The sequence below is a fragment of the Gilliamella sp. wkB108 genome (assembly GCF_001690195.1).
Lineage (GTDB): Bacteria > Pseudomonadota > Gammaproteobacteria > Enterobacterales > Orbaceae > Gilliamella > Gilliamella apicola_L.
The window spans coordinates 98,053-123,046 of the sequence record NZ_LZGM01000049.1; the positions used below are offsets into that span (position 1 = coordinate 98,053).

Below are 24,994 nucleotides of genomic sequence, written 5' to 3' on the forward strand. Positions count from 1 at the left end.
TAAGTAGTAATAAAACATTACTACTTAGTTAGATTTCATCACGACATGAATATGAGTGATGCTATTTTAATATCACTTAATTAACAATTTAATCTTGTCTCCGAACTATTTGGCATTAATCATTGCTGCCGGAGAAAGGTTAGTTGTTAATGTGCCATTCTCTGTTTCCTGACGTAAACGATATTTAAGTTGACTATACTCCTCTTTTACATAGCGTTCTGCCGAAAGTTGATCTTCAATGGCCATAACCCGTACTGGTACATATTTATACTCTGGTGTTTTGGTTATCTTACTAAGATTTTCACCAACTAACTCATTACAAGCACCAATCCACCATTGGTAGGTCATATAAACAGCGCCTTTATTGGTTCTATCACTCACTGAAGCCCGTGTAATTACTTTACCGTGATGAGATTCAACCCAAACCAATTCGTCATTTTCTATATTCAGTTCTCTTGCATCAGCAGTATTCATCTGAATATAACCCGGTTCATCGGCAAGTGCAGCTAAAGCACGGCAGTTACCCGTCATTGAACGACAAGAATAATGACCAACTTCACGAACTGTTGCCAATACCAGTGGGAAGTCACTGCTGGTTTTTTCAACCGGCGGCGCCCAATCACAGGTAAAGAGTTGTCCTTTGCCATTCGGTGTATCAAATTTCACTCCTCCTTGACCATCGTCATATAAGTAAGGAGATCCCGGTGAATCTAAAGTTGGACAAGGCCATTGTATATATCCTAAGCCACCATTAGCATCGAGTTTTTCATAAGTTGCACCATAATATTTTGGACATAATTCCCGCAATTCATCCCAAATTTCTTGTGTATTGTTATAATGCATCGGATAACCTAGTTCTGTTGCTAACAGGCTAATTATTTGCCAGTCAACTTTAACATCACCTTCTGGTTCAACCGCTTTATAGAAGCGCTGGAATCCACGATCCGCTGCAGAATAGACACCTTCATGTTCACCCCAAGTTGTTGCCGGTAAAATAACATCGGCAGTAGCAGCTGTTTTGGTCATAAAGACATCTTGCACAATAAACAGTTCAAGTTCACTAAATCCACGCCTTACTGCTGATAAATCAGGTTCGGTTTGTAGTGGATCTTCACCCATACAATAAAATGCTTTTAATTTCCCTTTTTCAGCATTCATGGCAACTTCACTTAAATAAGCGCCTACTTTATTTGGTAGTGATTCAACTCCCCAAGCTTTAGCAAATTTTGCTCTAATTTCATCATCAGTAACATTTTGATAACCCGGGAATTGATTTGGTAATGCTCCCATATCACAAGCACCTTGTACGTTATTTTGACCACGTACCGGAGCTACCCCTGTATTAGGACGTCCAATTTGACCGGTTAATAATGCTAAACTGGCCAATGCGCGAACCGTTTCAACCCCTTGATAGAATTGACAAACACCCATTCCCCAGAATATTCCTGATGCTGGTGAGGTGGCATACATTCGTGCGACCTGTCGAATAACATCCGGCTCTATTCCTGTTACCTCTTGTACCGATTCCGGCGTATAACTTGCTACAATTTGTTTAAGTTCGTCAAAACCATCGGTATATTTTTCAATAAAACTATGGTTAATCAGATCTTCTTCTATAAGTACGTGAGCTACTGCATTTAAGAAAGCAATATTACTTCCATTTTTTAATGGTACGTAAAGATCAGCAATACGTGCTGTTTCAATCTTTCTTGGATCACATACTATTACTTTCGCCCCTTTCTCTTTTGCACGGACAATACGACGCGCAATAATTGGATGAGACGTTGCTGGATTCCAGCCAAAAACAAAAATACATTTAGTATCCTCAATCTCAACGATTGAGTTACTCATGGCACCGCCACCTACTGAAAGTTGCAGACCTGCAACAGAAGGACCATGTCAGACCCTAGCACAGCAGTCAACGTTATTAGTACCAATTACCGCTCGAGCAAACTTTTGCATCACGTAATTGGTTTCATTACCAGTACTACGCGATGAACCAGAACACATAATTGAGTCTGAACCATATTTTTCTTTAATCGCTTTTAATTTACTGGCAGTAAAACTGATTGCTTCTTGCCATGATACAGGCTCAAGTTTGCCACCTTTTTCACGGCGTATCATTGGATTACGTAAACGAGGGGTTAAAATTTTAGTATCATGAATAAAATCCCAACCATATAACCCTTTCAAACATAATTCGCCTTCATTTGTTAACCCATTAGCGCCTTCCGCGCCTATTACACGGCCATTTTGGACATGCAAATTAATTTTGCATCCCGATGCGCAATATGGGCAAACCTCTATTACTTTTTTCATGTTAGACTCCTTAAACATTATTACGACCTAACAAAACCTTAACTTAACATCTTATTATGGCCTAATAGATTATTTAACAGAGTGTATAATTGTCGATTAACGTCAATTGACACGCTCTTGTAATTCTTCCAATTTATTCACTGTATTAAGCGATAATGCTTTAGTCGGACATGCTTTCACACATGCTGGACCTGTAGCATTACTACTACATAGATCACACTTCATAATTTCAGCTTTATATTTTACTCCAAATGGGTAACCATTTATGGTAAGAGGTACTTGTCGCATTTTAATTTCTATAGCACCATATGGACAAGCAAGTACACAGGTTTTGCAACCAATACACTTATTTTGTAATACCCTGACACTATTATCTTGCTCAACTAAAGCACCATTCGGGCAAGCTGCAACACATGCAGCATCTTCACATTGACGACACATAACTGGGACCGTCACCTTATCTGTAATGGTTATTTTTATGCGCGCATTAAAATGAGCAGATTCTAGCGTAGTTAACTCTTCATTATGGGAAAGCACGCACGCCACTTCACAAGTTTTACAACCGATACAAGCATCAATATTAGCACTGATAAACTGATTCATAATTATCTCCCTAATTTAATGCAGTAAATTCAGTCTTTAAACAATTGGATTTGAGTGCTTCATAAATCTTGTCAACGCCTTGTTTCACCTTTTCGGTCATCGGATAGTAAAAACCAACTATATCCGGCTGTATACCTAAAAAATGAATCACTGGTATATCTTCTTTTAATTGATCTACTAAGAAAGTTAGTGGCATATTGTGCGTATTCATCAAAAACATCTCGGCAATTAAATCAATATCTACAAAACGGATCTCACCAGGAGTTAAGCCCATTTCGGTTGCATCAACAATCAATAGTTGTTCCGGTTTTAGTTGTCGAATTTGATGCACCACATTTTCGGGCGCACTACCTCCGTCAATAACAAGCCATTGGTTAATTGGTTGCTGTTGTAGCTTTTCAGCTAAAAGTGGCCCTGCACCATCATCTCCCATCATACTATTACCAACGGTCAGGATAACGCCTGTAAATTGATGATTGATATTCATACTATACCACTCTTTTAATCATTAAATACATAGCTGGCTCTTTAGTTATTGCTTGCAATAACTGTAGTAATGTTTCAGTCCACTCTTTATAAGGTGATACCATTTTGTCGCGTTGTTGGATGAAAGCATTCGCTAATAAATTTACATGGGTAATATCAACCGTGATTTCACCAAACTTTATTAATCTGGCCAGCTTAGCATGTGCTTCAAGATCTGCTGAGATATAATCAATCCAGCGCATATATTCATCAGTTGGACAGGTTAATACACTTTTTAAACAATCTATTACACCGACATGATGACCTATTGCTAAAGAGTAATACATCACCTGTTCAGCTTGCGGAGGAATATCCGTTTCTTGTTCAACAAATTTCTGATTAAGTGAATAAAATAACACCTGATCAGCCATGATATTCTCCTTTTAGCATGCTAAAAAATACAGTTTGTAAATGATTAACCACTTCAGTTAAACGAGGATCTCCTTCCGCATCGAGCCACTGTTTTAAATTTGCTTCGAATTCTGTCGGTGAATTATTTTCGAGCAAAGACATAATTTTATCGCTAATCAGTTTTCCTTGATAATAACCAACCAGTTTTCTCGCTTCACGCTCAACAACCACACGCGTCTCGACAGGTATATTAGGATGAAGGACTTTAACTTGTTCATTACTGGTTTGATCATAAGATTGACCTTTCAATTTTTGCTCTAATAAACCAAGCGCCACAGCAAAACCATAAATGGTAGCCGCAGGTGTTGGTGGGCATCCGGGTATATAGACATCAATTGGTACAATCTTATCACTCCCTCCCCAAACACAATACAAATCATGGAATATGCCGCCACCACAACCACACGCACCATAAGAGATACAAATTTTAGGATCTGGCGCACTATGGTAGGCACGTAAAGCCGGCATACGCATTGATCGAGTTACTGCTCCGGTAAAGAGTAAAATATCTGCATGGCGTGGAGAAGGAACAACTTTGATTCCGAAACGTTCAGCATCAAAAAGCGGGGTAATAGCAGCAAAAATCTCGATTTCACAACCATTACATCCACCACAGTCAACACGATAAACATAGGCAGAGCGCTTAATTTTTTTAAGTAATGTCTCTTTAAGTTTACTGATCTGTTCATCAACCACAATAGGTTTTGGCGTATAGTGCAAATGACTATTATCGTCAATATTATTCAGATTCATGTTTTACTCCTGATTGGACATACTTACCTAATTGCACATCACTTTTATTAACAATGTTTTGGCGACGTTTACACTCCGGACAAGTTTCAAACTGTTCTTGCCTAGATAATACTTCTTGTTCATCTAACCCAGCATGAACTAATAAAGCCATGACATAATCGATCTCTTTTTGAGGTGCAAAAAAACGCTGACAAACACGGCATTTAGCCAATGAAAAGGTAGCGCGTTCATATAAATCGGCTTTATTCATCACCGCTAATTCAAACTCTTGCGATAATTCAATTGCTCGTGTAGGACATACTTCTTCACATCGCCCACAAAAAATACATCGTCCAACAAATAATTGCCATTCTCGCTTACCGATTTTTGTATTTGTTTGCATAGTTAACGCATTAGCAGGACAAGCTGCGGTACAAGCTCCACAAGCAATACACTGATCGGGGTCATAATGAGGTTTCCCTCGAAAACCGAGGGGAACATCAAGTGGTTTAAACGGATATTTAACCGTTGTATCACCTACTTTACGTATTATCTTCAACAGTTTTAACATCTTCATATCCTCTATGGTTTTACTGGCGAATTAACACGCTCAATACCATAACGCTCAATCTCTTTATAAGGTACGGTAACAGATTTTTGTTTACGCACATCGACCAATGTCACCCGGTCAGTACAGGAATAACAAGGATCTAAACTGCCGATAATCAATGGCGCATCGGACACGGTATTACCTCGCAACATATATCGTAAAACAGGCCAATTAGCATATGTTGCCGCTCTACAACGCCATCGAAATAGTTTTTGATTATTGCCCGTCATACTCCAATGGACATCTTCACCACGCGGAGCTTCAGTAAAACCAAGAGCAAATTTATGTGGTTGATAGGTAAATCCTTCAACTAATAAAGGGCCACTTGGTAAATTATCTAGTGCATACTCGCACATCGCTATCGAATCGAGTGTTTCCCCAACACGAACCATTACACGGGCTGCCACATCGCATGAATCATAACTAATCAAACTTTTAGGTAATAAATTATAACCTGCAAAAGGGTGGTCAAATCTGACATCTCGTTTGAAACCACTTGCACGAATCATAGGACCTACCGGACTAAAATCTCTGGCAATTTTCTTATCTAAAATACCAACCCCTTTAGTACGTTGTTCAAAATTAGGTGTCCCAACTAACATTTCGACAAGTTCTATCACCTCTTTACGCATCTCTTGTAATACTTGTATTGTTTTAATACGTGCATCTTTAAGGATATCTCGTCTGATACCACCAATCAGATTCATACCATAGGTTTTTCTTGCTCCAGTTAGCAGTTCGGCTAACATCATAGCTTTTTCTCGCACCCTGAAGAATTGCTGAAATCCACCATCAAACCCCGTGAAGTGGCAACTTAACCCTAAATTTAATAAATGACTATGTAGACGTTCTATTTCTAGCAATATACAGCGGATCATCTGTCCACGGGCTGGCACTTCAATACCTAAAGCATTTTCAACAGAATTAGCATAAGCAACACTATGAGCATAACCACAAATACCACAAACCCTATCAGCCAAAAAAGTCACTTCGTTATAACCCATACGATTTTCAGCTACTTTTTCCATACCTCGATGCACATAGAACAATCGATAGTCAGCATCAATAATCTGTTCACCGTCAACAAATAATCTAAAATGTCCAGGTTCATCTGAAGTAATATGCATAGGACCAATTGGCACTATACGATTTTCTTTATCACCCAACTCATTTAAGAAAGGATAAGTGTCATTATTGGTTGTTGGAGCAGGACGTTGGCGATAATCCATTGTATCTTTGCGTAATGGATATAGGTCATCTGGCCAATCATCGGGTAACACAAGACGGCGAGCGTCGGGAATACCAACTGGCGTTAAACCATACATATCTCGAACTTCACGTTCTCCCCAAACTGCCGCAGGCACTAATGGCGTCACAGAAGGAAATTCGGCGCTAACTGGATCAACTAACGCTTTGACAACCACCCAACATTTTTCACCTTCTTCCATTGATAACGCATAATAAATGGCAAAATGACCATTCAAAGATCGTTCATCATTACCAAAAAGTACAGGTAACCATCCACCTAATTCATAATAAAGATAAGCCACAATTTGCGGTAAACTATTTAAATCAATCGTCACAGTTAACTGATTATAAGTTTGGCGCTCTACCTCTTTTACCGCATGAGGGAAACGATTCCTAACCTGAGTAATATAATTATCACCCAGCAACTGTTGATTTTTAGACTGATTATTTAATACCGTTTCTAGCGTCACTTTATACTCTCCTGTTGTAATGAGTCTAAAACAATTCCTGATGTTTGAATGATATCCCTTGACTGATAAGATAAATGTTGTTTTCCGGGTGATACCTCTTTTTTGTGAGGTGAAGGAGATTGCTGATTATGAGTAAGTACAATTGTTGTTGCGTTATTGATTAGCTGCTGAACTGGTTTAGGTATACATATACCCATTACTAACATCATAATCAGTAGCAAAGCCATTGGTAATGTAGTTAATATTCCTAATTCCCCTTTTACCACTTGTTCTGGAGCTTTGAAAAATGTTACTTTAGCGACCATACGCACTAATCCGGCTAACACGACCGTTAATAACAACAATAATAATAATGCTAACCAAATAGAACTGGTTTTAAGTGTTGCAACAATCAACATAAACTCACTAACAAATACATTAAATGGAGGCATGCCACCTAATGCTAAAGCGCCTCCAGCAAATAACACAGCGGTAAACGGCGCTACTTTTAATAAACCTTTTACGGTGAAAATATCTCGAGTCCCATACTTCAATAACACATTACCTGAACCACAGAATAATAGTGTTTTTGCTAAACTATGATTAAGGGTATGTAACAATCCGGCAAAGATACCAAATGGTCCACCAATACCAATAGCAATAGCGACAATACCCATATTTTCAACACTTGAATAAGCGAGTAAACGTTTCATATCACGCTGAACAATAATAAAAAATGCCGAGACGCCAACTGATAAGAAACCAAAAATTAATAATAAGTTACGTGGGAAACTGCCATCAATTGAACCACTAATGATAATGTAATAGCGTAAAATCACTAATAATGCACAGTTTAGTAATACCGCAGAAAGTAAAGCACTGGTAGGACTTGGAGCTTCACTATGCGCATCGGGTAACCAAGCATGCATAGGAAATAAGCCCATTTTGGTACCGAAACCAAGTAGAACAAACACAAAGGCAAGATGCATCAAGGTATCATCTAATATGTGAGGCAGTTTGACCACTTCAGTCCAATAAATAGCCATACTTGGATCTACCATTACATTAGCGGCATTTGCATAAACAAGTATGGTGCCATACAGACCGAAGGCAACGCCGATAGTACAAACTATAATATATTTCCAAGCCGCTTCAAGAGATGATTTTTGACCATATAAGCCAACAAGAAAAGTAGAGCTTAGCGTTGTTGCCTCTATTGCAACCCACATCAAAATCAAGTTATTTGTGGTAATAGCAATGAGCATCGTAAATAAAAACAGATGGAAAAAACCATAGTAATAACAAAGTGTTTTAGCAGAAACTTCGCCATATTTAACTTCATGGCTCATATAACCTACAGAATACAATCCTGTTATAAAACCAATGATAGCTAAAATAGCTAAAAAGAGTCCTCCAAGTGTATCAACATGCCACCATAAATTATCCGATAAAATTTGACCTTCAAGATGTATTTTATATAGTACACAAGCTGACATTGACACTAAGGCTATCAAACCTAGCACATTAATACCGTGTACTACTTTAACAAGACTGTTACTTGCTAAACTGCACATAAAACAGATCATTGAAAAACATAACGGTATAATTAACAGTGAATATAACATTAATGTATCATTCATCATGATCTATCCTTTCAATGTATTAAGTTTATTGGCATCAAGTGTATGAAGTACACAATAAATACGCCTTGCAAAATAACACATCACAACCACGGCAAAAATTGCATCGGTTGTAATTCCAATTTCCACGAGCTTTGGTACTCTATTTGCAAGTAACGCTAACGTTAAACTCGCTCCATTTTCCATAAGGCAGTAACCAAAAATTTGTTTCAGAATATTACGTTGGCTAATAATACACATTAATCCAATTAAAAAATGACCTAATGAAACGGCTAAAACTGGCTTTAATTCGCTGACTAAAGGCAGTTTTACTGGTTGGACCACAAAATGACAAGCCAACATAATTAAAGCGGCAAAAATGACAATAACTGGTACAGGTAAAATTCCACCTTCAATATTCGCTTTTTTCATTTTCCGATATGTCAAAAACACTATCAAAGGTACCAATATGACCTTGGTTACGATTGCTGTGAGCGCCCAACTATAAAGTTCACTGGCTGCAAAATAATTACCAATGGCAAACATTATCATTACTAAAACTAATGACTGTAAACCATACATTACAATGGTGGTGGATATCGGTCGTACAATAATGATCAATATAGAAGTAACTACTAGTAAACCAGCAAGATTATTGATAATAAAAGATCCCGTCATAGTAAACTCCATTAATTAAGCCAGAGAACAGCAATTACACTGGAACATAGTGACATTATTATTAGGATCACTAATACTATTTTCATAGCCAGTGGTACAGATGTCGCATTAGCAACTTCTTCCGATGGTTTACCTAATACGCTTTTACCAAACCAATGCAAAAACCAAGCAAAGCTCGCCACAGATTCTATTACGACAATGACAACGAGTGTCATAATTAGCCAATTATCAGAGGACAATGCAAAACCAGCAGCAAAAATTGGATATTTACTGAAAAAACCATTAAATGGCGGTACACCAGTAATAGCTAACGCGGCAACACAAAATCCTATTCCCAATAACGGCAACGTGCTTAATATCCCTTTTAGTTTTGGTAACATTCTGGTACCACAGGTATAACTGAGTGCGCCAGCAACTAAGAAGAACAAGCTTTTCGCAAAAGCATGGTTAAAGATATAAGCGATACCCGCTTCAAAAGACATTGAGCCATATACTGTTCCAAATCCGTAGATCGCCAGTGATAACGCAAAAAAGATATAAGATAATTGGGTAATGGTTGAATAAGCCAGCAAGCGTTTTAAATCAGTCTGAGGTAAATACATAACAAAACCGTATATCAAGGTAATTACCGCCATTATCATTCCTATTTCACCAATGATAATTGGGATATTTCCCGCTGACATAATTGAACGAGCAAAAATATAAACACCAACTTTTACCATTGAAGCGGCATGTAAATAAGCACTCACAGGCGTTGGCGCCTCCATTGCATCTGGCAACCAAACATGCAATGGAAGTTGTGCAGATTTGCCCCATGCGGCAAATAATACACCGCACAAAATCACGATTTTAGCTTCTGCACTTAAATCAGATAAGGCATTCAGTGAGAACGTACCCGATTCAAGAAATAACCAAGCCGCTGCTACGTATAACCCTAAAGAAGCGACATGAGTTACTAATAGTGCTTTCATCGCTGAATGTTGTGATTTAGGTGTTTGATAATAACCAATCAATGCCCATGAACAACCACCGGTAATTTCAAAGAATAACAATTGCCCTAATAGCGTAGAAGATAATACTAAGCCGGCCATTGCTCCGATAAATACCATTAAAAAAGCATAGTAACGGGTCGATCCTTCATGAGGATGTTCACGATTATTTTTGGTTAAATAGGCGGTTGAGTAGAGACTGATGAGAAAACCTAAAAAGACAACGGCAAAACATATCAATGTACTGACTTTATCAATTACTACTCCAAAGATAGCTGTTTCACCGATGTTTAAAAAAGTATAGGTTTGCGTCATTTGACCGGCTTGAAAAAACTGCCAACCGAGCCACACCGTACCACAAGAAGCGAGCAATGAGACAAACACACTAAAAATGCGTGCAAATGAGTAAGGTGAACATGCAATAATTAATGCACCAATAAAAGGAATCAGGATTGTCGCTAAGGCAATATATTCCATCATATTTCCCGTTCTCCCTATAAACCTGTTAAATAAAACACATAGGCTAATACTGATATACCAAACCCAGCCCATGTTACGTTAGATGTCAATAAGAATCGCCCACGACATAAACAGTTTTCAAATATACTGGCTAATACAAATACTATGACCAATTTGACCAAATAACACAGTATTGCAAGTAAATAATTATCAGGTGAAAAAGGAATAAAGACGACAATAAATAAACTAGCAAATACGACTTGCTTAAGGCTGATACTCAATTTAATTAAGGCAAAACCAACACCTGAATATTCAGAGAGAGGACCTTCTTGTAGTTCTTGTTCCGCTTCTGCATAATCGAAAGGAATTTTGCCCATTTCAATAAATACCGCAAACGCACAGGCTAACATGGCTAATATCGCAGCGGTTGGGGTTGCTCCACCCCATTGTGAGATAAATTTTATCCCCATAAAACTGATATTCGTTGAACCAGCGATCAAAGCAATAACAATCAAACCTAAAATTAAAATAGGTTCAACCAAAATACCTAACATAAGTTCACGACTAGCACCTAGACCAGCAAAAGGACTACCTGAATCAATACCTGAGAGTGAAAAGAAAAAGCGGAATAAGGCAAATAAGTAGATAATGACTATTAAATCACCCACCATAGACATTAATGAATCATACGCCATTATCGGTATAATCATGGCAACAAGTAGCATAGTCCCAATTAATATAAGCGGAGTTACCCTAAAGATAATCCCTGCATTAGCCGGTGACATCTCTTGCCGACTAAATAGTTTTATAATATCGCGATAATCCTGAAAAATACCTGCACCACGACGAGACTGCATACGCGCACGGATCTGGCGAGAAATCCCCGACATTAATGGCGCCAGTAATAGTAAAAAAATAGCTTGCAACAATCCTATAACTGCCCAGAATGGAGATAACGCATCAATACTTGGCATTTTTTTCTCCTATATTACGGTCACGAAAAGCAAAATGATTAAGGTAACAATCACATATAAGGCATAAATCCGATAATCACCTTGTTGAATTCGTTGAACATTTCGACCAATAATTTGTACAACATTAACAATATTATTCACAATTTTTACATCCCATATTGGTTCAATTCGTTGTGCCAATACAGTTGTTTTTTGCACCATAGCTTGCATATATTTACCAATACTTAATTTTCTTCTTAAGGTATAAAGTGGTGCAAACATAAATCGTAGTGGTTGTGTGAAATTACCCGCTGTTTGAGCCATATCAATTTCATATTGATAACCACAAGCCCAAGGATCGTCATTATTTCTAAACGGTAAGCGTTGAGGCTTAGTAAATATGTAAATCAATAAAGGCAAAATTATTAGCGCTATTAACAATATAAATATAAGAATAGGAGAAACAGTCGCCTGATAAGCATCGCCAGCAACTAACATTGTTCCATTACTTGTAATGTGATCTAAAACGGAGGTATTTAACTTAGCCAATTGATTAGCTATAGATGACATCAAAGGGATCATTAAAAAAGCCCCAGCACCAAGAAAAATACATAAAAGTGCCAAAGCTAACATTGGAATAGTCATTAATAATGAAACTTCTTTAGCTTGCTCTGCTTGAGGACTTCGAGCTTTACCACAAAAACAAATACCATAAACTTTGACAAAACACATGGCTGCGAGCGCACCAGTAATAGCTAACATAACAATAGCAATTGGCCCTGCTAAGCGTAGAACAATACCTTCATTCATACTCATAGAGAATAAAGATTGATAGGTATACCATTCACTGATAAAACCATTTAATGGAGGTAACGCTGATATCGCCATACAACCAATTAAGAAAGCCATAGCCGTTAATGGCATTACCTTAGCGAGTCCACCCATTTTATCCATATCTTTAGTATGCATACGGTAGATAACCGCGCCAGCACCTAAAAAGAGCAATCCCTTAAATACAGCATGATTTAACAAGTGATAAAGCGCACCAACAAAACCCAATACCGTTAATAGCGGTAAGTTGGTGGCAATACCTATCATTCCGGCGCCAACACCCATTAAAATAATACCAACATTTTCAACCGTATGATAAGCAAGTAACCGTTTGATATCATGTTCTGCCAGAGCATATAGCACACCTAGAACAGCAGAAACCGCACCAAACGCTAACACTAAAACACCCCACCATAGTTGCGTGGCACCAAGCAAATCAACCGAAACTTTGATAATACCAAAAACCCCTATTTTAACCATGACGCCAGACATTAGGGCTGAGGCATGAGACGGAGCTGCTGGATGTGCTTTAGGCAACCATCCATGAAGCGGAATCATACCGGCTTTAGCGCCAAAGCCAAAGAAGGCCAATAAGAACACCAGTGACGCCATTAATGGCGATACAGGGCTGGTTCTAAACGATTCAAAATCAAGACTTTTGGTTTGTAAATAGAGTAAGAAAAAGGCAACCATAATCAGAACAGAACCGATATGTGCAATTAAAAAGTAAAGTAAACCTGCATTAACGGCTTTTTCATCTTGTTCAGTAATAACTAAGAAGTAAGAGGCTAGAGACATAATCTCAAAGAAGATAATAAAATAAAAGGCATTATCCACAACCATTAGTACTACCATTGCAGCAATAAATAGGTTAGTAAAAAAGCCAATACCATAAGCGCCTTTACCGCGATATTCTTGAACATAAGCAAATGAGTAACAAGATGAAGCCATAGCCAATAATGAGATCACCGCTATCATAAATGCAGAAAGACCATCTATTCTTAGTGTACAATTAGCAAAAGTAAAAGGAGTCCATAAGGTATAAAGATGAATTCCCCCTTCAATTAACACCGGAATGATTACTACCAAACCAAGTAACCCGGCTAATACCCCAGCAATACCTGAAACAATAATTGCTGCACGCTCTTGTTTTGCTAATAATAAGGATAATAAACCACCAACAACGTAGATTAGGATTGAGATTAACAGCATATTAAAAGGATATGGCATTACAACTCTCCTTCCGGCAAACCTGCATTGGCAGTGTTAATTAATGAATCTTCAAAGGCTTCGCGTTTTAGCCGAGATGCTACATTCAACGTTTTATCTGCAATTAAATACAGTGCATCAGTTGGACAACTTCTGATGCAAGCAGGTCCTGCTGGATCAAAAGAACAAAGATCACATTTTACGGCAATCATTTTTCGACCAGCATTCCAGGCTAAAAATGGATTCATTGAAGGTGCGCTAGCAGGTAAATCACTTAATTGTGACTCTGGGACATAATTTTCATAACATTCAGGTAAAGCTTCTGGTTCACTAGCTGCCGGCGTAATAGCACCAAAAGGACATGCTAATCCACAGAGTTTACAGCCAATACAAGTACTCTCATTGAGCATGATTGAATTATCTATTTTAACAATGGCATTAACCGGGCATACTTTAGCACATGGTGCATCTTCACAATGGCGACATAACACTGGCGCAGTACCATTATCATCACGCATTACGGTTAACCGTGCATGGGCAACTAAACCAACCTTTTCATGAGTCTGAATACAAGCAGCCATGCAAGTATTACATCCAATACATTTTGTGGGTTCTGCGATCACAAAACGATTCATGAATATTCTCCCTGCGATAACATTAATATTAATACTAGGTTATCTAATGCAAGAATCATACCAAGATAGCTCTATTAATTTATAATAGCAATAAAATACGCAAAATCAATTAGTTACCCGGATAAAACAAAATAGAAAGGCAGTTAAATCATCACAAATACATTAAAACCCTCAACATGGTCTAATCCCTTTTTTTTATGTGGTTATAGCCCAAAATACCCTTATAAAAAGTGTCGATATTATTTCGTCACTTCATTGTCGATTTCGTCAAAAATGTCGAAATCTGCTTAAAGCAAATTGTTGAAACAGATATCATTTAAAAAAACAAGATTAGTTAGTTACAGCGAATAACCAAAAATAGGCGAAATGTAATAATATTATTTATCTAATTAATTAAACAAAACAAACAAGGTTTGACAAATTTAAGATGAAGTCTTAATAAAATAAAATTGGCAAATTTTATCGATTGCTAAAAAACGGTAATCAATAACATAAATAATAAATCTATCAATTTATTTAAATGGTATATTTATTGCATAAATTTAATTAAACAATTACTACAGCCAGACGATAACTAAATAGTTATTAAAAGTGTTACTGACTAGGAATAATAAACAGAGTTAACCAATGCATGAACTAACTTTATGTTATCAAACTCATGAACTAATAATGCAAGAAGCTAAATTACAAAAAGCGAAAAGTATCACTGCGATTTGGATTGAAATAGGAGCTTTATCTTGTATTGAACCAGAAGCAATGCGCTTTTGTTTTGATTTAGTTTGTCAAGGAAGTATAGCTGAGGGCTGTCAATTACACCTTGAACAAAAAACGGCTACAGCTTGGTGTACATCATGTCAAAAACTTATTTCCGTGAAAAATGCTTTTATTGCTGTTTGTTCAGAGTGTAATTCGCCACTATCGAAGGTTGATGCCGATGATAAAGTATGGGTGAAAAGCATACAAATTAAGTAGTACATTGTGCAATTTCAAGCTGATTGGGTATATACTCGTGAGCGTTAACCATACTTTTATCAATACCGGTTATCTGTAGATTTGCTTTTGAAGTTGCTTTTTTAATGCTGATGTTTAACTAAAAGTGACCAAACTAAAAAATCAGCTTGGTAATTCAACAATCACTTAAGTATCCAAAAATGGCTTGAGTGTAGATCCTAAGATGAGAAATAAGGAGAATTTATGTGTATCACTTGTGGATGTGAATCTCATAACTCGCCTGTGAGCGAAGAGCCAAATCACGCACATCACCATGAACAACATACCCACCACGAACCTCAGGTTATTCACCACCATTACTATCATAATGGTGATGTTCATCATCATTATCATATTACCGCTGACGAACATACTGCTAAACTATTCATTCCGCACAACGATCAAGATCACGAAGATAAACAGAACAATAACCAGCAACGTTTAGTTGAAATTGAAAAACATGTCTTAGCTAAGAATGATCAGATTGCCGAACATAATCGACAACACTTTGCTGAACGACATATTATTGCACTTAATCTGGTATCAAGTCCTGGATCAGGAAAAACCACACTATTAACCGAAACGTTAGGCTATCTATCAACTAAATATCCTTGTGCGGTAATTGAAGGTGATCAGCAAACTTCAAATGATGCAGATCGTATTGCCCAAACTGGGGTACCTGTTATTCAGGTTAATACGGGTAAAGGTTGCCACCTTGATGCTGACATGGTACATAAAGCAGCACATAAACTACCGCTACCTGAAAATGGTTTTTTATTCATTGAAAATGTGGGTAATTTAGTTTGTCCAGCCAGCTTTGATCTTGGGGAAAAACTAAAAGTAGTGGTGATGTCAGTCACTGAAGGTGATGATAAACCCCTTAAATATCCCCATATGTTTGCCGCAGCTGGCTTGATGATCATTAATAAAATTGATTTAATCAATTACGTTAATTTTGATATACAACAATGTATTACCAATGCCCGACGGATTAATCCTAATTTAGCTGTGATATGTTTATCTTGCATTGGTGGCGAAGGTTTATCAGATTGGTTTGAATGGTTGGAGACTCAACAATGTGTATAGGTGTGCCTTGTTGTATTAAAACGATTGATCCCGATCATCCTAATCAAGCAGAAGCAGAAGTTAATGGTATTATTTGTAATATTGATATATCACTTATTAGCCATGAACAAGACCAAAGTTTAATTGGTCAATGGGTGCTGGTGCATACTGGTTTTGCCATGAGTAAACTAGATGAAGAAGAAGCACAAAACACGCTTTTAATGCTAAATGCAATGCAAGAAGAAGAAGCCGATGTAGCTGTCTTATTCCAAGCGCAAGACAGGTTTTAAATTATGCAATTTATTGATGAATATCGTGATCCTCAGCAGGTTAAACAGCTCTTAATCAGGATTAACACATTAATCAATCAAACTCATTACTCAGCAGAAAGACCATTACAAATAATGGAAGTATGCGGTGGTCACACTCATGCAATTTATAAATTTGGATTAGAAAAACTCTTACCATCACAAATCGAATTTATCCATGGACCAGGTTGTCCTGTTTGTGTATTACCAATGGGGCGCATCGATAGTTGCATTGAAATTGCTAAAAAACCAGAAGTCATCTTTTGTACATTTGGTGACGCAATTCGCGTTCCCGGACGTAATGGCTCATTATTACAAGCCAGAAAAGAAGGTGCCGATATCCGACTAATCTACTCCCCGCTTGATGCATTAAAGCTAGCTAAACAACATATTGATAAACAAATTGTACTTTTTGGATTAGGTTTTGAAACAACGATGCCCGGCATGGCATTAACCTTAAAACAAGCCAAACAGCAACAGCTGAAAAATTTTAGTCTATTTTGCCAACATATAACTATTATGCCTACACTGCGCGCCCTATTACAGCAACCAGATATATTAATTGATGCATTTTTAGCTCCCGGCCATGTCAGTATGGTTATTGGCATACAACCCTATGATTTTATCAGTGACAAATATCATAAGCCCGTTGTTGTTAGTGGTTTTGAACCGGTAGATATTTTACAAAGTATTGTCATGATATTAGAACAGATTATAGAACAGAGCATCAGAGTGGAAAATCAATACCGTCGAGTAGTGCATGATAATGGCAATGCACTTGCCAAAGAGGTAATGAATGAGGTATTTACCTTACAAGGTGATGATGAATGGCGTGGACTTGGTATTATCGCTAATTCAGGCGTAAGGCTTAATCAAGACTATATCGAATTTGATGCCGAGCAACGCTTTGGTTTACAAAGAAAAAAAGTTGCCGACAACCCACAATCTCGTTGTGGTGAAGTGTTAACAGGACGTTGTAAACCGATAAATTGTCCACTTTTTGGCAAACAGTGTACCCCTGATTCAGCATATGGGGCGTTAATGGTTTCATCGGAAGGGGCTTGTGCCGCTTATTATCAATATCGACAAGGTGAATGATGACAATAAACACAATTTCGCTTATGCATGGTAGCGGTGGTTTAGCTAGCCAACAACTTATAGATAATTTGTTTATGCAAGCTTTTAATAATGAAAAATTAGCAAAGCGAGAAGATCAAGCTCGCCTGTCATTAAGCGATTTAAATCTAACCGGAGATAAGCTAGCATTTAGTACCGACAGTTATGTTATTGATCCAATAATTTTCCCGGGTGGAGATATCGGCAAATTAGCAATTTGTGGCACAGTCAATGATTTAGCTGTGAGTGGAGCATATCCTCGTTATTTATCTTGCGGATTTATTATTGAAGAAGGCCTACCTATTGAATTATTGAAACAAATTGTCACAAGCATGGCTGAAACAGCTAAAATTGCCGATGTTGAAATAGTGACTGGTGATACCAAAGTCGTCCCTAAAGGCGCCGCAGATAAGTTGTTTATCAATACCAGTGGCATAGGTGTAATACCTTATCATCTTGATTGGGGAATGCATAATATTTGCCCAAAGGATAATATTATTGTCAGTGGTACATTAGGCGATCATGGTGCAACAATTCTCAATGAACGCGAAAAATTAGGTTTAATGGGTAACTTATTGAGTGATTGTGCGCCGCTGAATCAACTTATCGATCAGTTACGCACAATAGACGGTATCCATGCATTACGTGATGCGACTCGTGGTGGTGTTAATGCGGTATTACATGAGTTTTCTCAAGCCTGTGGTTATGGTATGAAAATACAGGAAGCCGATTTACCTCTTAGCCCTGTTGTACGAGGTATTTGTGAGTTATTAGGACTTGATGCACTTAATTTTGCAAATGAAGGAAAATTAGTTATTATCGCATCTGCATCGGCCACACCTACCGTATTATCAGCATTACATCGCCATCCATTAGGGATCAATGCTAAATGTATTGGAACAGTTACCCAGCAGCAACAAATATTATTGTGTGGTCTATATGGTGTAGAACGGTTACTTGATTTACCTAGCCAAGAACCTTTACCACGAATATGTTGACCATTTACCAACCTAAATATTGAAGGAAAAAATGACATATAATGGTTGTGAGATACGAGTGAAAGGCAAAGTACAAGGTGTCGGTTTCCGCCCGTTTGTCTGGCAATTAGCAACTGAACTTAGATTTTTCGGTAATGTGAGTAATGATAGTCAAGGTGTACTTATCCATTTGTACTCACACCCGCATGAAACTAACCATTTTATTAAGCAACTCAAACAACGCTGTCCCCCTTTAGCTAAAATTGACAGTATTGCTATTGATCAATATCAATGGCATCAACCCCCAAACCAATTTACAATTATTCCCAGTCAAAACGGCAAGATAGATACCTTAATTGTCCCTGATGCGGCAACATGTGAAAGTTGTATTCAAGAATTAAATACCACCGATGATCGGCGTTATCACTACCCTTTTATCAACTGTACTCACTGTGGCCCACGTTTTACTATTATTAAAAAAATCCCTTATGATAGACCCAATACCATAATGGCTAAATTTAAGTTATGTCCAATATGTCAGCAAGAGTATGACGACCCACATGATCGCCGATTTCATGCTCAACCGACAGCCTGTCCTGATTGTGGTCCACAGATATGGGTGAGTTCAGCTAACGGCAACGTTTTAGCTGAAAGAGCAAGATCTATTGATTTTATTGTTAAGAAATTAGAGCATGGTCATATTATCGCAATAAAAGGAATCGGTGGTTTTCACCTAGCTTGTGATGCTTTGCAAGATCAGGTGGTACAACAACTACGACAACGAAAATACCGCCCTCACAAACCTTTAGCGATAATGTTACCCAATGAAAGCTGGCTAAGCCAATGCGTTAGACCCGATATTGATCTAGCTAGCTTAGTTCAACAACTTAAAAGCCCGGCTGCGCCAATTGTTCTTGTCCCTAATCATCCAAATAGCCCGATAAGCCAATATATCGCACCAGATCTAAATGAAATAGGCATTATGCTACCATCAAATCCGTTACATCATCTTTTATTGCAACGTTATCAAAAACCATTGGTGATGACTTCTGGGAATATCAATAACCACCCTCCAGCGCTTACTAATGAACAGGCATTATCAACATTAAAAACAGTAGCAGATTATTGGTTATTACATGATAGAGACATTATTCAACGCGCTGATGATTCAGTGATCAAAATCAACGCTAATAAACTTGAAACATTCAGGCGCGCAAGAGGTTATGTACCCGATGTAGTTGATGTACCGATTGATTTTAACTCATCGTTATCAATCCTTGCTATGGGAGCCGATCGCAAAAATACCTTTTGTCTATTAAAATCATCACAAGCGATAGTAAGTCAACATTTTGGTAACCTTACAACACCTAATATCTCACAACAATATCAAGATACGCTCAATTTATGGTTGAAGATTTATCAACCAAAACTTGATTTAATTGTCGTGGATGCACACCCAAATTACGTTAGTCACTCACTAGGATTAGCGCTTAGTCAACGCCTAAATATTCCTCTTCTACCTGTCTATCATCATCATGCCCATATTGCTGCTTGTTTGGCTGAACACCATTATCCTTTACAAGGCAAACCAGTTGTTGGCATTGTACTTGACGGTTTAGGCTATGGATCCAATCAGAGCTTATGGGGCGGTGAATGTTTAATCACTGATTATAAAAGTTGTCAACATTTTGGTGGTTTACCTGCGGTAGCCTTGCCGGGAGGAGATTTAGCCGCCAAACAACCATGGCGTAATTTACTTGCCCACTTAATTAAGTTTGTCGATAACTGGTCACAAATAGCAGAAGTAAGAAATATTCCTGCTGAAAATATTGGATTACTTAGCCAAGCAATTCAACAAAATATTAATTGCCCGCTCGCTTCATCTGCAGGTCGCTTATTTGATGCGGTAGCAGCAGCACTTGGCATTGCACCAACTCAAATCAGCTGGGAAGGCGAAGCCGCTTGTAAATTAGAAAATATCGCTCGCCAGTATCAAGGTACTTGCCCTACTATAGCGATACCACTAAATGATGATATGACTCTTGATCTCAAGACATTTTGGCAACAATGGTTAAATCTTGAAGCCACAACTGCGGAGCGTGCCTATGCTTTTCATGTTGCTTTAGCCAATGGTATGGCAAAACTTGCCAAAATAGCAGCCCAACAACATCAGCTTTCAACGATAGTCTTAAGTGGTGGAGTAATGCATAATCAGCTTCTTCGTCAACTTATACAACAAGCACTACCTAATTATCAATTACTCTTTCCGAGTAAATTCCCAGCGAATGATGGCGGTATTGCTTTAGGTCAAGCCATAATTGCCAGCGCATTAAATAAACCTTAATCAATTTCGATGAGTTATATAACTGAAATTAATTGCAGGTAATTCTCAACGAAACTTAGCCAAGATGAAGTAATTAAATCCTCAAAAGATTAATAACAGATGCAACTTAAGGAACTAATCGTTCATTTTTGCGTTGCTACTTTTGCCCATAATGGGGTTAAGAACCCTATAATCAATTGACAGAATGAATCGATATGGAATAACAAAGACAAAACATCAATATTAATTTTTATAAATCAATATATTAAACAATTAGTTTATATCTTATCTTTAGTAAAGATCATCTTTTATCATGGTTGAACAATAAACTTATCACACAAACAAGCGCAATAAATAATCACTTATTCAATAAGGAATATAATAAACAAGATGAATTAATGGACGTTTATTCCCAAATAACCCTATTTTTTGTATACTATTATGGTCTGAAACAAATTAATATGGTTACCGACAAGTGCAAGCGAAACATCAATTTTTTGATATATCCTCGATAAATCAGGCAGTTTTTGCTTGTCTGGATAATATCAACAAATTATGTAAAAATTTTGTTGATCTTGATCGTATAAATATCATCATTGAAACGTTGTCACCTTCTACATTAGCCCTCTTTCATATTGATTGCCAAACTGAACAAAAAGGGGTATGGTCGCAAAGTTCAGCAAATAATGACAACGTTTTTCATTGTGAACTCTCCTCCATACCTATGCACTATAACCATACTACTTACTCTCTTTTTTTAGCCGATACTATTCCTGCAATTTATTATCAGGATGTACAAAATTGTTACCATTTTTCTTTATACTGGTCGGATGATTGCCATTGTGCTTTACATTTTTTGCGAACGAATGATAACGGTTTTACTGCTGATGAGATCAACACCCTACAACAATTAGCCGAACTGGTAGCAAAAATCGTGACTAATTTATTGGCTATTGAGCAAATAAATAGTGAAAAAAAATTTTATGAGCATGAACATTTAAGAGATCATATTTTAGTTAACATTATCAATACAGCAATCTCTATCCGAGATTTAGAAAAAATGCTTAAATTGGTAGCACAAGAGATCATCGAATTTTTCAATATTGATTATATTGGCTTGGTTGTTCCTACAAATGGACAAGCTCAACAGCAACTTTATTCTACTTTTCGTCTGTCGGATACCAAGTTTAGTCAACAATGTACATCACTTAATTTACCGCAATCTTTTATTAAAAAATTAGCCACCTCCCCAACTTTAGAAATATATTCTATTGAAGAATTACATGCACAATATAGTAAAAATACGATACTAAGTATGATGTTAGATGTAGGGCTAAACAGTTTATATTGTCTTCCTTTAAATTTAGCCAACAAACAGAAAGGAGCGCTGTTAATAGCGCATCGTCATGCTGATATTTTCAATTCGGATAATATTGATTTATTTAAACGCATCGCCGACCGTATCACTATTGGTGTTGACAATATTGAAGCTTATCAACATGTATCAAACTTAAACCATTCATTAACTAACGAAAATCGTTATTTATCAGAAGAGATCCCTTTATTTGATTCATATAAGGATATCGTTGGTCAAAGCAACGCCATTCAAAGAGTATTAGAACAAGTTGAAATGGTTGCTGATAGTACTAGTTCAGTTTTACTATTAGGGGAAACAGGAACAGGTAAAGAGTTATTTGCTAAAGCGATACATCAGCGCAGTTCACGTCGAAATAAAAGGATGATCAAAATCAATTGTTCTGCCGTACCTGCAAATTTATTGGAAAGCGAATTATTTGGTCATGAACGAGGTGCATTTACCAATGCTAATGCACAACGAATTGGACGCTTTGAACTTGCTCATGGCAGTACATTATTATTAGATGAAATTGGTGATATTCCATTGGAGTTACAACCTAAATTATTACGCGTTTTACAAGAGAAAGAGATAGAAAGACTAGGAAGTAACAAAACAATCCCTATCGATGCACGCGTGATTGCCGCCACCAATTGTGATCTAGAAAAAATGGTAGCAGACAGAACCTTTCGAGCCGACCTCTATTATCGCTTAAATGTATTCCCAATTCATATTCCTCCTTTAAGACATCGTAAAGAGGACATTCCGGCACTAGCACAATTTTTTACTCAAAAGTTTGCTCATCAAATGAAACGAGACATAGATAGCATAGCTTCATCAACACTACAACAACTATGCGATTACGATTGGCCGGGTAATGTGAGAGAGTTAGCCAATGTTATAGAGCGCGCGGTTATTTTAACCAAAGGTCATAGCTTAAACATAAATATGCAATCTTTTTTGGTTAATGACCACCCTATTTTAGAAACACCGATTATAAGAAAAGTACCACAACCGGATTTAGACAACAATCATTTTAGTCATAATGACTTAGTACAGCGAGAAAAAATCATCCAAGTATTAAAAGAGACAAATGGCATTATTGCCGGACCCAAAGGTGCAGCGATAAAATTAGGTCTTAAACGAACCACGTTACTATCGAGAATGCAAAAACTCAATATTTCAGCCAAAGAAGTTATACAAGAAGAATGATAGGGAAGTATTTATGAGGCAATTATCACAGATCCCACCAATTGAGAAACTACTTAATCTCCCAGAAATTGCGAGCTATCACACTATATTAAGCCGTACTATAGTTGCCCAGATAGTAAAAAGCCAAGTGAGTATATATCGCGATGAAATAGTTCAAACTCACCAAGTTGTTGAACTTAACACACTGATAGAGAGAATTTTAGCTAAATTAGCCTACCAAAATCAAATCCGCATCCAACCAATTATCAACGCAACAGGTATTGTAGTACATACTAATCTTGGCCGTTCGCCATTACCTCAAGCGATTTGGCAAGAAGTTGGTGATATTGTTTGCAACTACTCTAACCTTGAATTGAATTTGCTTAACGGTAAACGTGGTAATCGTATGGGAATGTTAAGCCAAGTTTTGCAAGCTTACTTTGGCGGTGAAGCTAATATAATCGTCAACAACAATGCTGCCGCATTGCATCTTATTTTAAAAACCTTTGCGCAAGGTAAAGAAGTTATTGTCTCGCGCGGGGAACAAATTCAAATTGGTGGAGGATTTCGTATTCCAGATATTCTGGCTGATTCAGGGGCAATCTTACGCGATGTAGGTACCACCAATATTACAACTCTTGATGATTATTTAAATGCCATTAACGACAATACCGCTATAGTACTAATCGTTCATCAATCTAATTATTATATTGAAGGATTTAGCCAACAAGTGGACATTAAACAACTGGCAGCCAGTTTACCTGAACATGTTATGTTAGTTGTAGATCAAGGTTCAGGTAATCATCTCTCTGCAATACCAAGCGAATTACCGATCAATAGTTATCTGAAAATCGAACCCGATTTAATCTGTTTTTCTGGAGATAAGATCCTAGGAGGTCCACAATCCGGTATCATCTTAGGTCGAAAAGATAAGATCGAAAAACTTGCCAAACATCCTATGATGCGAGTATTAAGACCAGGAAAAGAGACTTACGCATTATTAGAAAAAATATTAATTCACCGTCTAAATCGAGATGGTAAAGCCGATAATCGAGTCGAATCCCTGATTAACCAACCCATATCATGGCATCAATCCAGAGCTAAACAATTAGTCGATATTGCACCAGGAAAATTAATCTTGAGGCCAACTAAATTTATGGTAGGTGGAGGCAGTACACCGCGTGCGCAATTTGATACTTGGGCTGTTGCACTCAATAGTCGTTTAAGTGCAACGACTTTAATTGAACGTTTACGTGAACATACCCCTCCCATAATTGGTGTGGTTCAAAATGATCAGGTACTACTTTATCCGGTCACCTTATCTGATGATGAACTATTAATAGTTAAGGATTGTTTGATGACGTTAACTGCAAAGACCGACTTTTAACTATTCAATCAAG

General features: G+C 37.4%; 21 protein-coding genes. 8 read left to right on the top strand and 13 right to left on the bottom strand.

All coding sequences use genetic code 11. From position 1 onward, the window contains the following. Positions 1-105: 105 nt before the first annotated feature. The 13 genes from fdhF to A9G11_RS05240 all read right to left on the bottom strand — a co-directional run bounded on the left by fdhF (position 106) and on the right by A9G11_RS05240 (position 14,270). Positions 106-2,319, bottom strand: coding sequence for a formate dehydrogenase subunit alpha (fdhF, locus tag A9G11_RS05175; protein WP_081298425.1), 2,214 nt, complete (start codon positions 2,317-2,319; stop codon positions 106-108). A 102-nt stretch (positions 2,320-2,421) separates the two neighbouring features. Next, positions 2,422-2,922 carry a 4Fe-4S dicluster domain-containing protein gene (locus tag A9G11_RS05185; RefSeq protein WP_065618440.1) on the bottom strand — a complete coding sequence of 167 codons (501 nt, stop codon included), beginning with the start codon at positions 2,920-2,922 and terminating at the stop codon, positions 2,422-2,424. Between the two features lie 10 nt (positions 2,923-2,932). Further along, on the bottom strand, positions 2,933-3,409 hold the full coding sequence (gene hycI, locus A9G11_RS05190) for a hydrogenase maturation peptidase HycI (RefSeq protein ID WP_065618441.1): 477 nt from the start codon (positions 3,407-3,409) through the stop codon (positions 2,933-2,935). A 1-nt stretch (position 3,410) separates the two neighbouring features. Further along, entirely contained in the window at positions 3,411-3,818 is a 408-nt protein-coding gene (locus tag A9G11_RS05195) for a formate hydrogenlyase maturation HycH family protein (protein ID WP_065618442.1), read from the bottom strand. After that, positions 3,811-4,611 carry an NADH-quinone oxidoreductase subunit B family protein gene (locus tag A9G11_RS05200; protein WP_065618443.1) on the bottom strand — a complete coding sequence of 267 codons (801 nt, stop codon included), beginning with the start codon at positions 4,609-4,611 and terminating at the stop codon, positions 3,811-3,813. The genes A9G11_RS05195 and A9G11_RS05200 overlap by 8 nt, the downstream gene beginning before the upstream one ends. Further along, positions 4,598-5,161, bottom strand: a complete 564-nt coding sequence (hyfH, locus tag A9G11_RS05205; protein WP_065618444.1) for a hydrogenase 4 subunit H — start codon at positions 5,159-5,161, stop codon at positions 4,598-4,600. Before hyfH ends, A9G11_RS05200 begins: the two co-directional genes overlap by 14 nt. Before the next feature lie 11 nt (positions 5,162-5,172). Continuing rightward, positions 5,173-6,870 (bottom strand): hydrogenase large subunit, encoded by a 1,698-nt coding sequence (locus A9G11_RS05210; protein WP_442902970.1) that lies wholly within the window; start codon positions 6,868-6,870, stop codon positions 5,173-5,175. Between the two features lie 44 nt (positions 6,871-6,914). Further along, positions 6,915-8,537, bottom strand: coding sequence for a hydrogenase 4 subunit F (locus A9G11_RS05215; RefSeq protein ID WP_081298431.1), 1,623 nt, complete (start codon positions 8,535-8,537; stop codon positions 6,915-6,917). A gap of 6 nt (positions 8,538-8,543) precedes the next feature. Next, positions 8,544-9,194 carry a hydrogenase 4 membrane subunit gene (hyfE, locus tag A9G11_RS05220; protein ID WP_065618447.1) on the bottom strand — a complete coding sequence of 217 codons (651 nt, stop codon included), beginning with the start codon at positions 9,192-9,194 and terminating at the stop codon, positions 8,544-8,546. An 11-nt stretch (positions 9,195-9,205) separates the two neighbouring features. Then, positions 9,206-10,660 carry a hydrogenase 4 subunit D gene (locus tag A9G11_RS05225; RefSeq protein WP_065618448.1) on the bottom strand — a complete coding sequence of 485 codons (1,455 nt, stop codon included), beginning with the start codon at positions 10,658-10,660 and terminating at the stop codon, positions 9,206-9,208. Positions 10,661-10,677: 17 nt separating this feature from the next. Continuing rightward, positions 10,678-11,616, bottom strand: a complete 939-nt coding sequence (locus A9G11_RS05230) for a respiratory chain complex I subunit 1 family protein (RefSeq protein ID WP_065618449.1) — start codon at positions 11,614-11,616, stop codon at positions 10,678-10,680. 9 nt (positions 11,617-11,625) lie between these two features. After that, positions 11,626-13,656, bottom strand: a complete 2,031-nt coding sequence (hyfB, locus tag A9G11_RS05235) for a hydrogenase 4 subunit B (RefSeq protein WP_176701235.1) — start codon at positions 13,654-13,656, stop codon at positions 11,626-11,628. Continuing rightward, positions 13,656-14,270: a 4Fe-4S dicluster domain-containing protein gene (locus tag A9G11_RS05240; RefSeq protein ID WP_065618450.1), complete on the bottom strand. Its 615-nt coding sequence runs from the start codon at positions 14,268-14,270 to the stop codon at positions 13,656-13,658. The genes hyfB and A9G11_RS05240 overlap by 1 nt, the downstream gene beginning before the upstream one ends. 627 nt (positions 14,271-14,897) lie before the next feature. Here A9G11_RS05240 and hypA point away from each other — a divergent pair. From hypA to selA, 8 genes are all read left to right on the top strand, one after another. Then, positions 14,898-15,242 (top strand): hydrogenase maturation nickel metallochaperone HypA, encoded by a 345-nt coding sequence (gene hypA / locus A9G11_RS05245; RefSeq protein ID WP_065618451.1) that lies wholly within the window; start codon positions 14,898-14,900, stop codon positions 15,240-15,242. Between the two features lie 222 nt (positions 15,243-15,464). Then, positions 15,465-16,346, top strand: a complete 882-nt coding sequence (gene hypB / locus A9G11_RS05250; RefSeq protein WP_065618452.1) for a hydrogenase nickel incorporation protein HypB — start codon at positions 15,465-15,467, stop codon at positions 16,344-16,346. Further along, positions 16,337-16,615, top strand: a complete 279-nt coding sequence (locus A9G11_RS05255; RefSeq protein ID WP_065618453.1) for a HypC/HybG/HupF family hydrogenase formation chaperone — start codon at positions 16,337-16,339, stop codon at positions 16,613-16,615. The genes hypB and A9G11_RS05255 overlap by 10 nt, the downstream gene beginning before the upstream one ends. A gap of 3 nt (positions 16,616-16,618) precedes the next feature. Beyond that, positions 16,619-17,731, top strand: coding sequence for a hydrogenase formation protein HypD (gene hypD / locus A9G11_RS05260; protein WP_065618454.1), 1,113 nt, complete (start codon positions 16,619-16,621; stop codon positions 17,729-17,731). Between the two features lie 5 nt (positions 17,732-17,736). Next, entirely contained in the window at positions 17,737-18,747 is a 1,011-nt protein-coding gene (gene hypE / locus A9G11_RS05265; protein ID WP_065618523.1) for a hydrogenase expression/formation protein HypE, read from the top strand. A 31-nt stretch (positions 18,748-18,778) separates the two neighbouring features. Further along, the gene (gene hypF, locus A9G11_RS05270) at positions 18,779-21,070 is read left to right on the top strand and encodes a carbamoyltransferase HypF (RefSeq protein ID WP_065618455.1); all 2,292 of its coding nucleotides are present in this window, start codon (positions 18,779-18,781) and stop codon (positions 21,068-21,070) included. A gap of 454 nt (positions 21,071-21,524) precedes the next feature. Then, positions 21,525-23,615 (top strand): sigma 54-interacting transcriptional regulator, encoded by a 2,091-nt coding sequence (locus A9G11_RS05275; protein ID WP_065618456.1) that lies wholly within the window; start codon positions 21,525-21,527, stop codon positions 23,613-23,615. A gap of 13 nt (positions 23,616-23,628) precedes the next feature. Next, positions 23,629-24,981, top strand: coding sequence for an L-seryl-tRNA(Sec) selenium transferase (gene selA, locus A9G11_RS05280; protein ID WP_081298426.1), 1,353 nt, complete (start codon positions 23,629-23,631; stop codon positions 24,979-24,981). Positions 24,982-24,994: the final 13 nt, after the last annotated feature.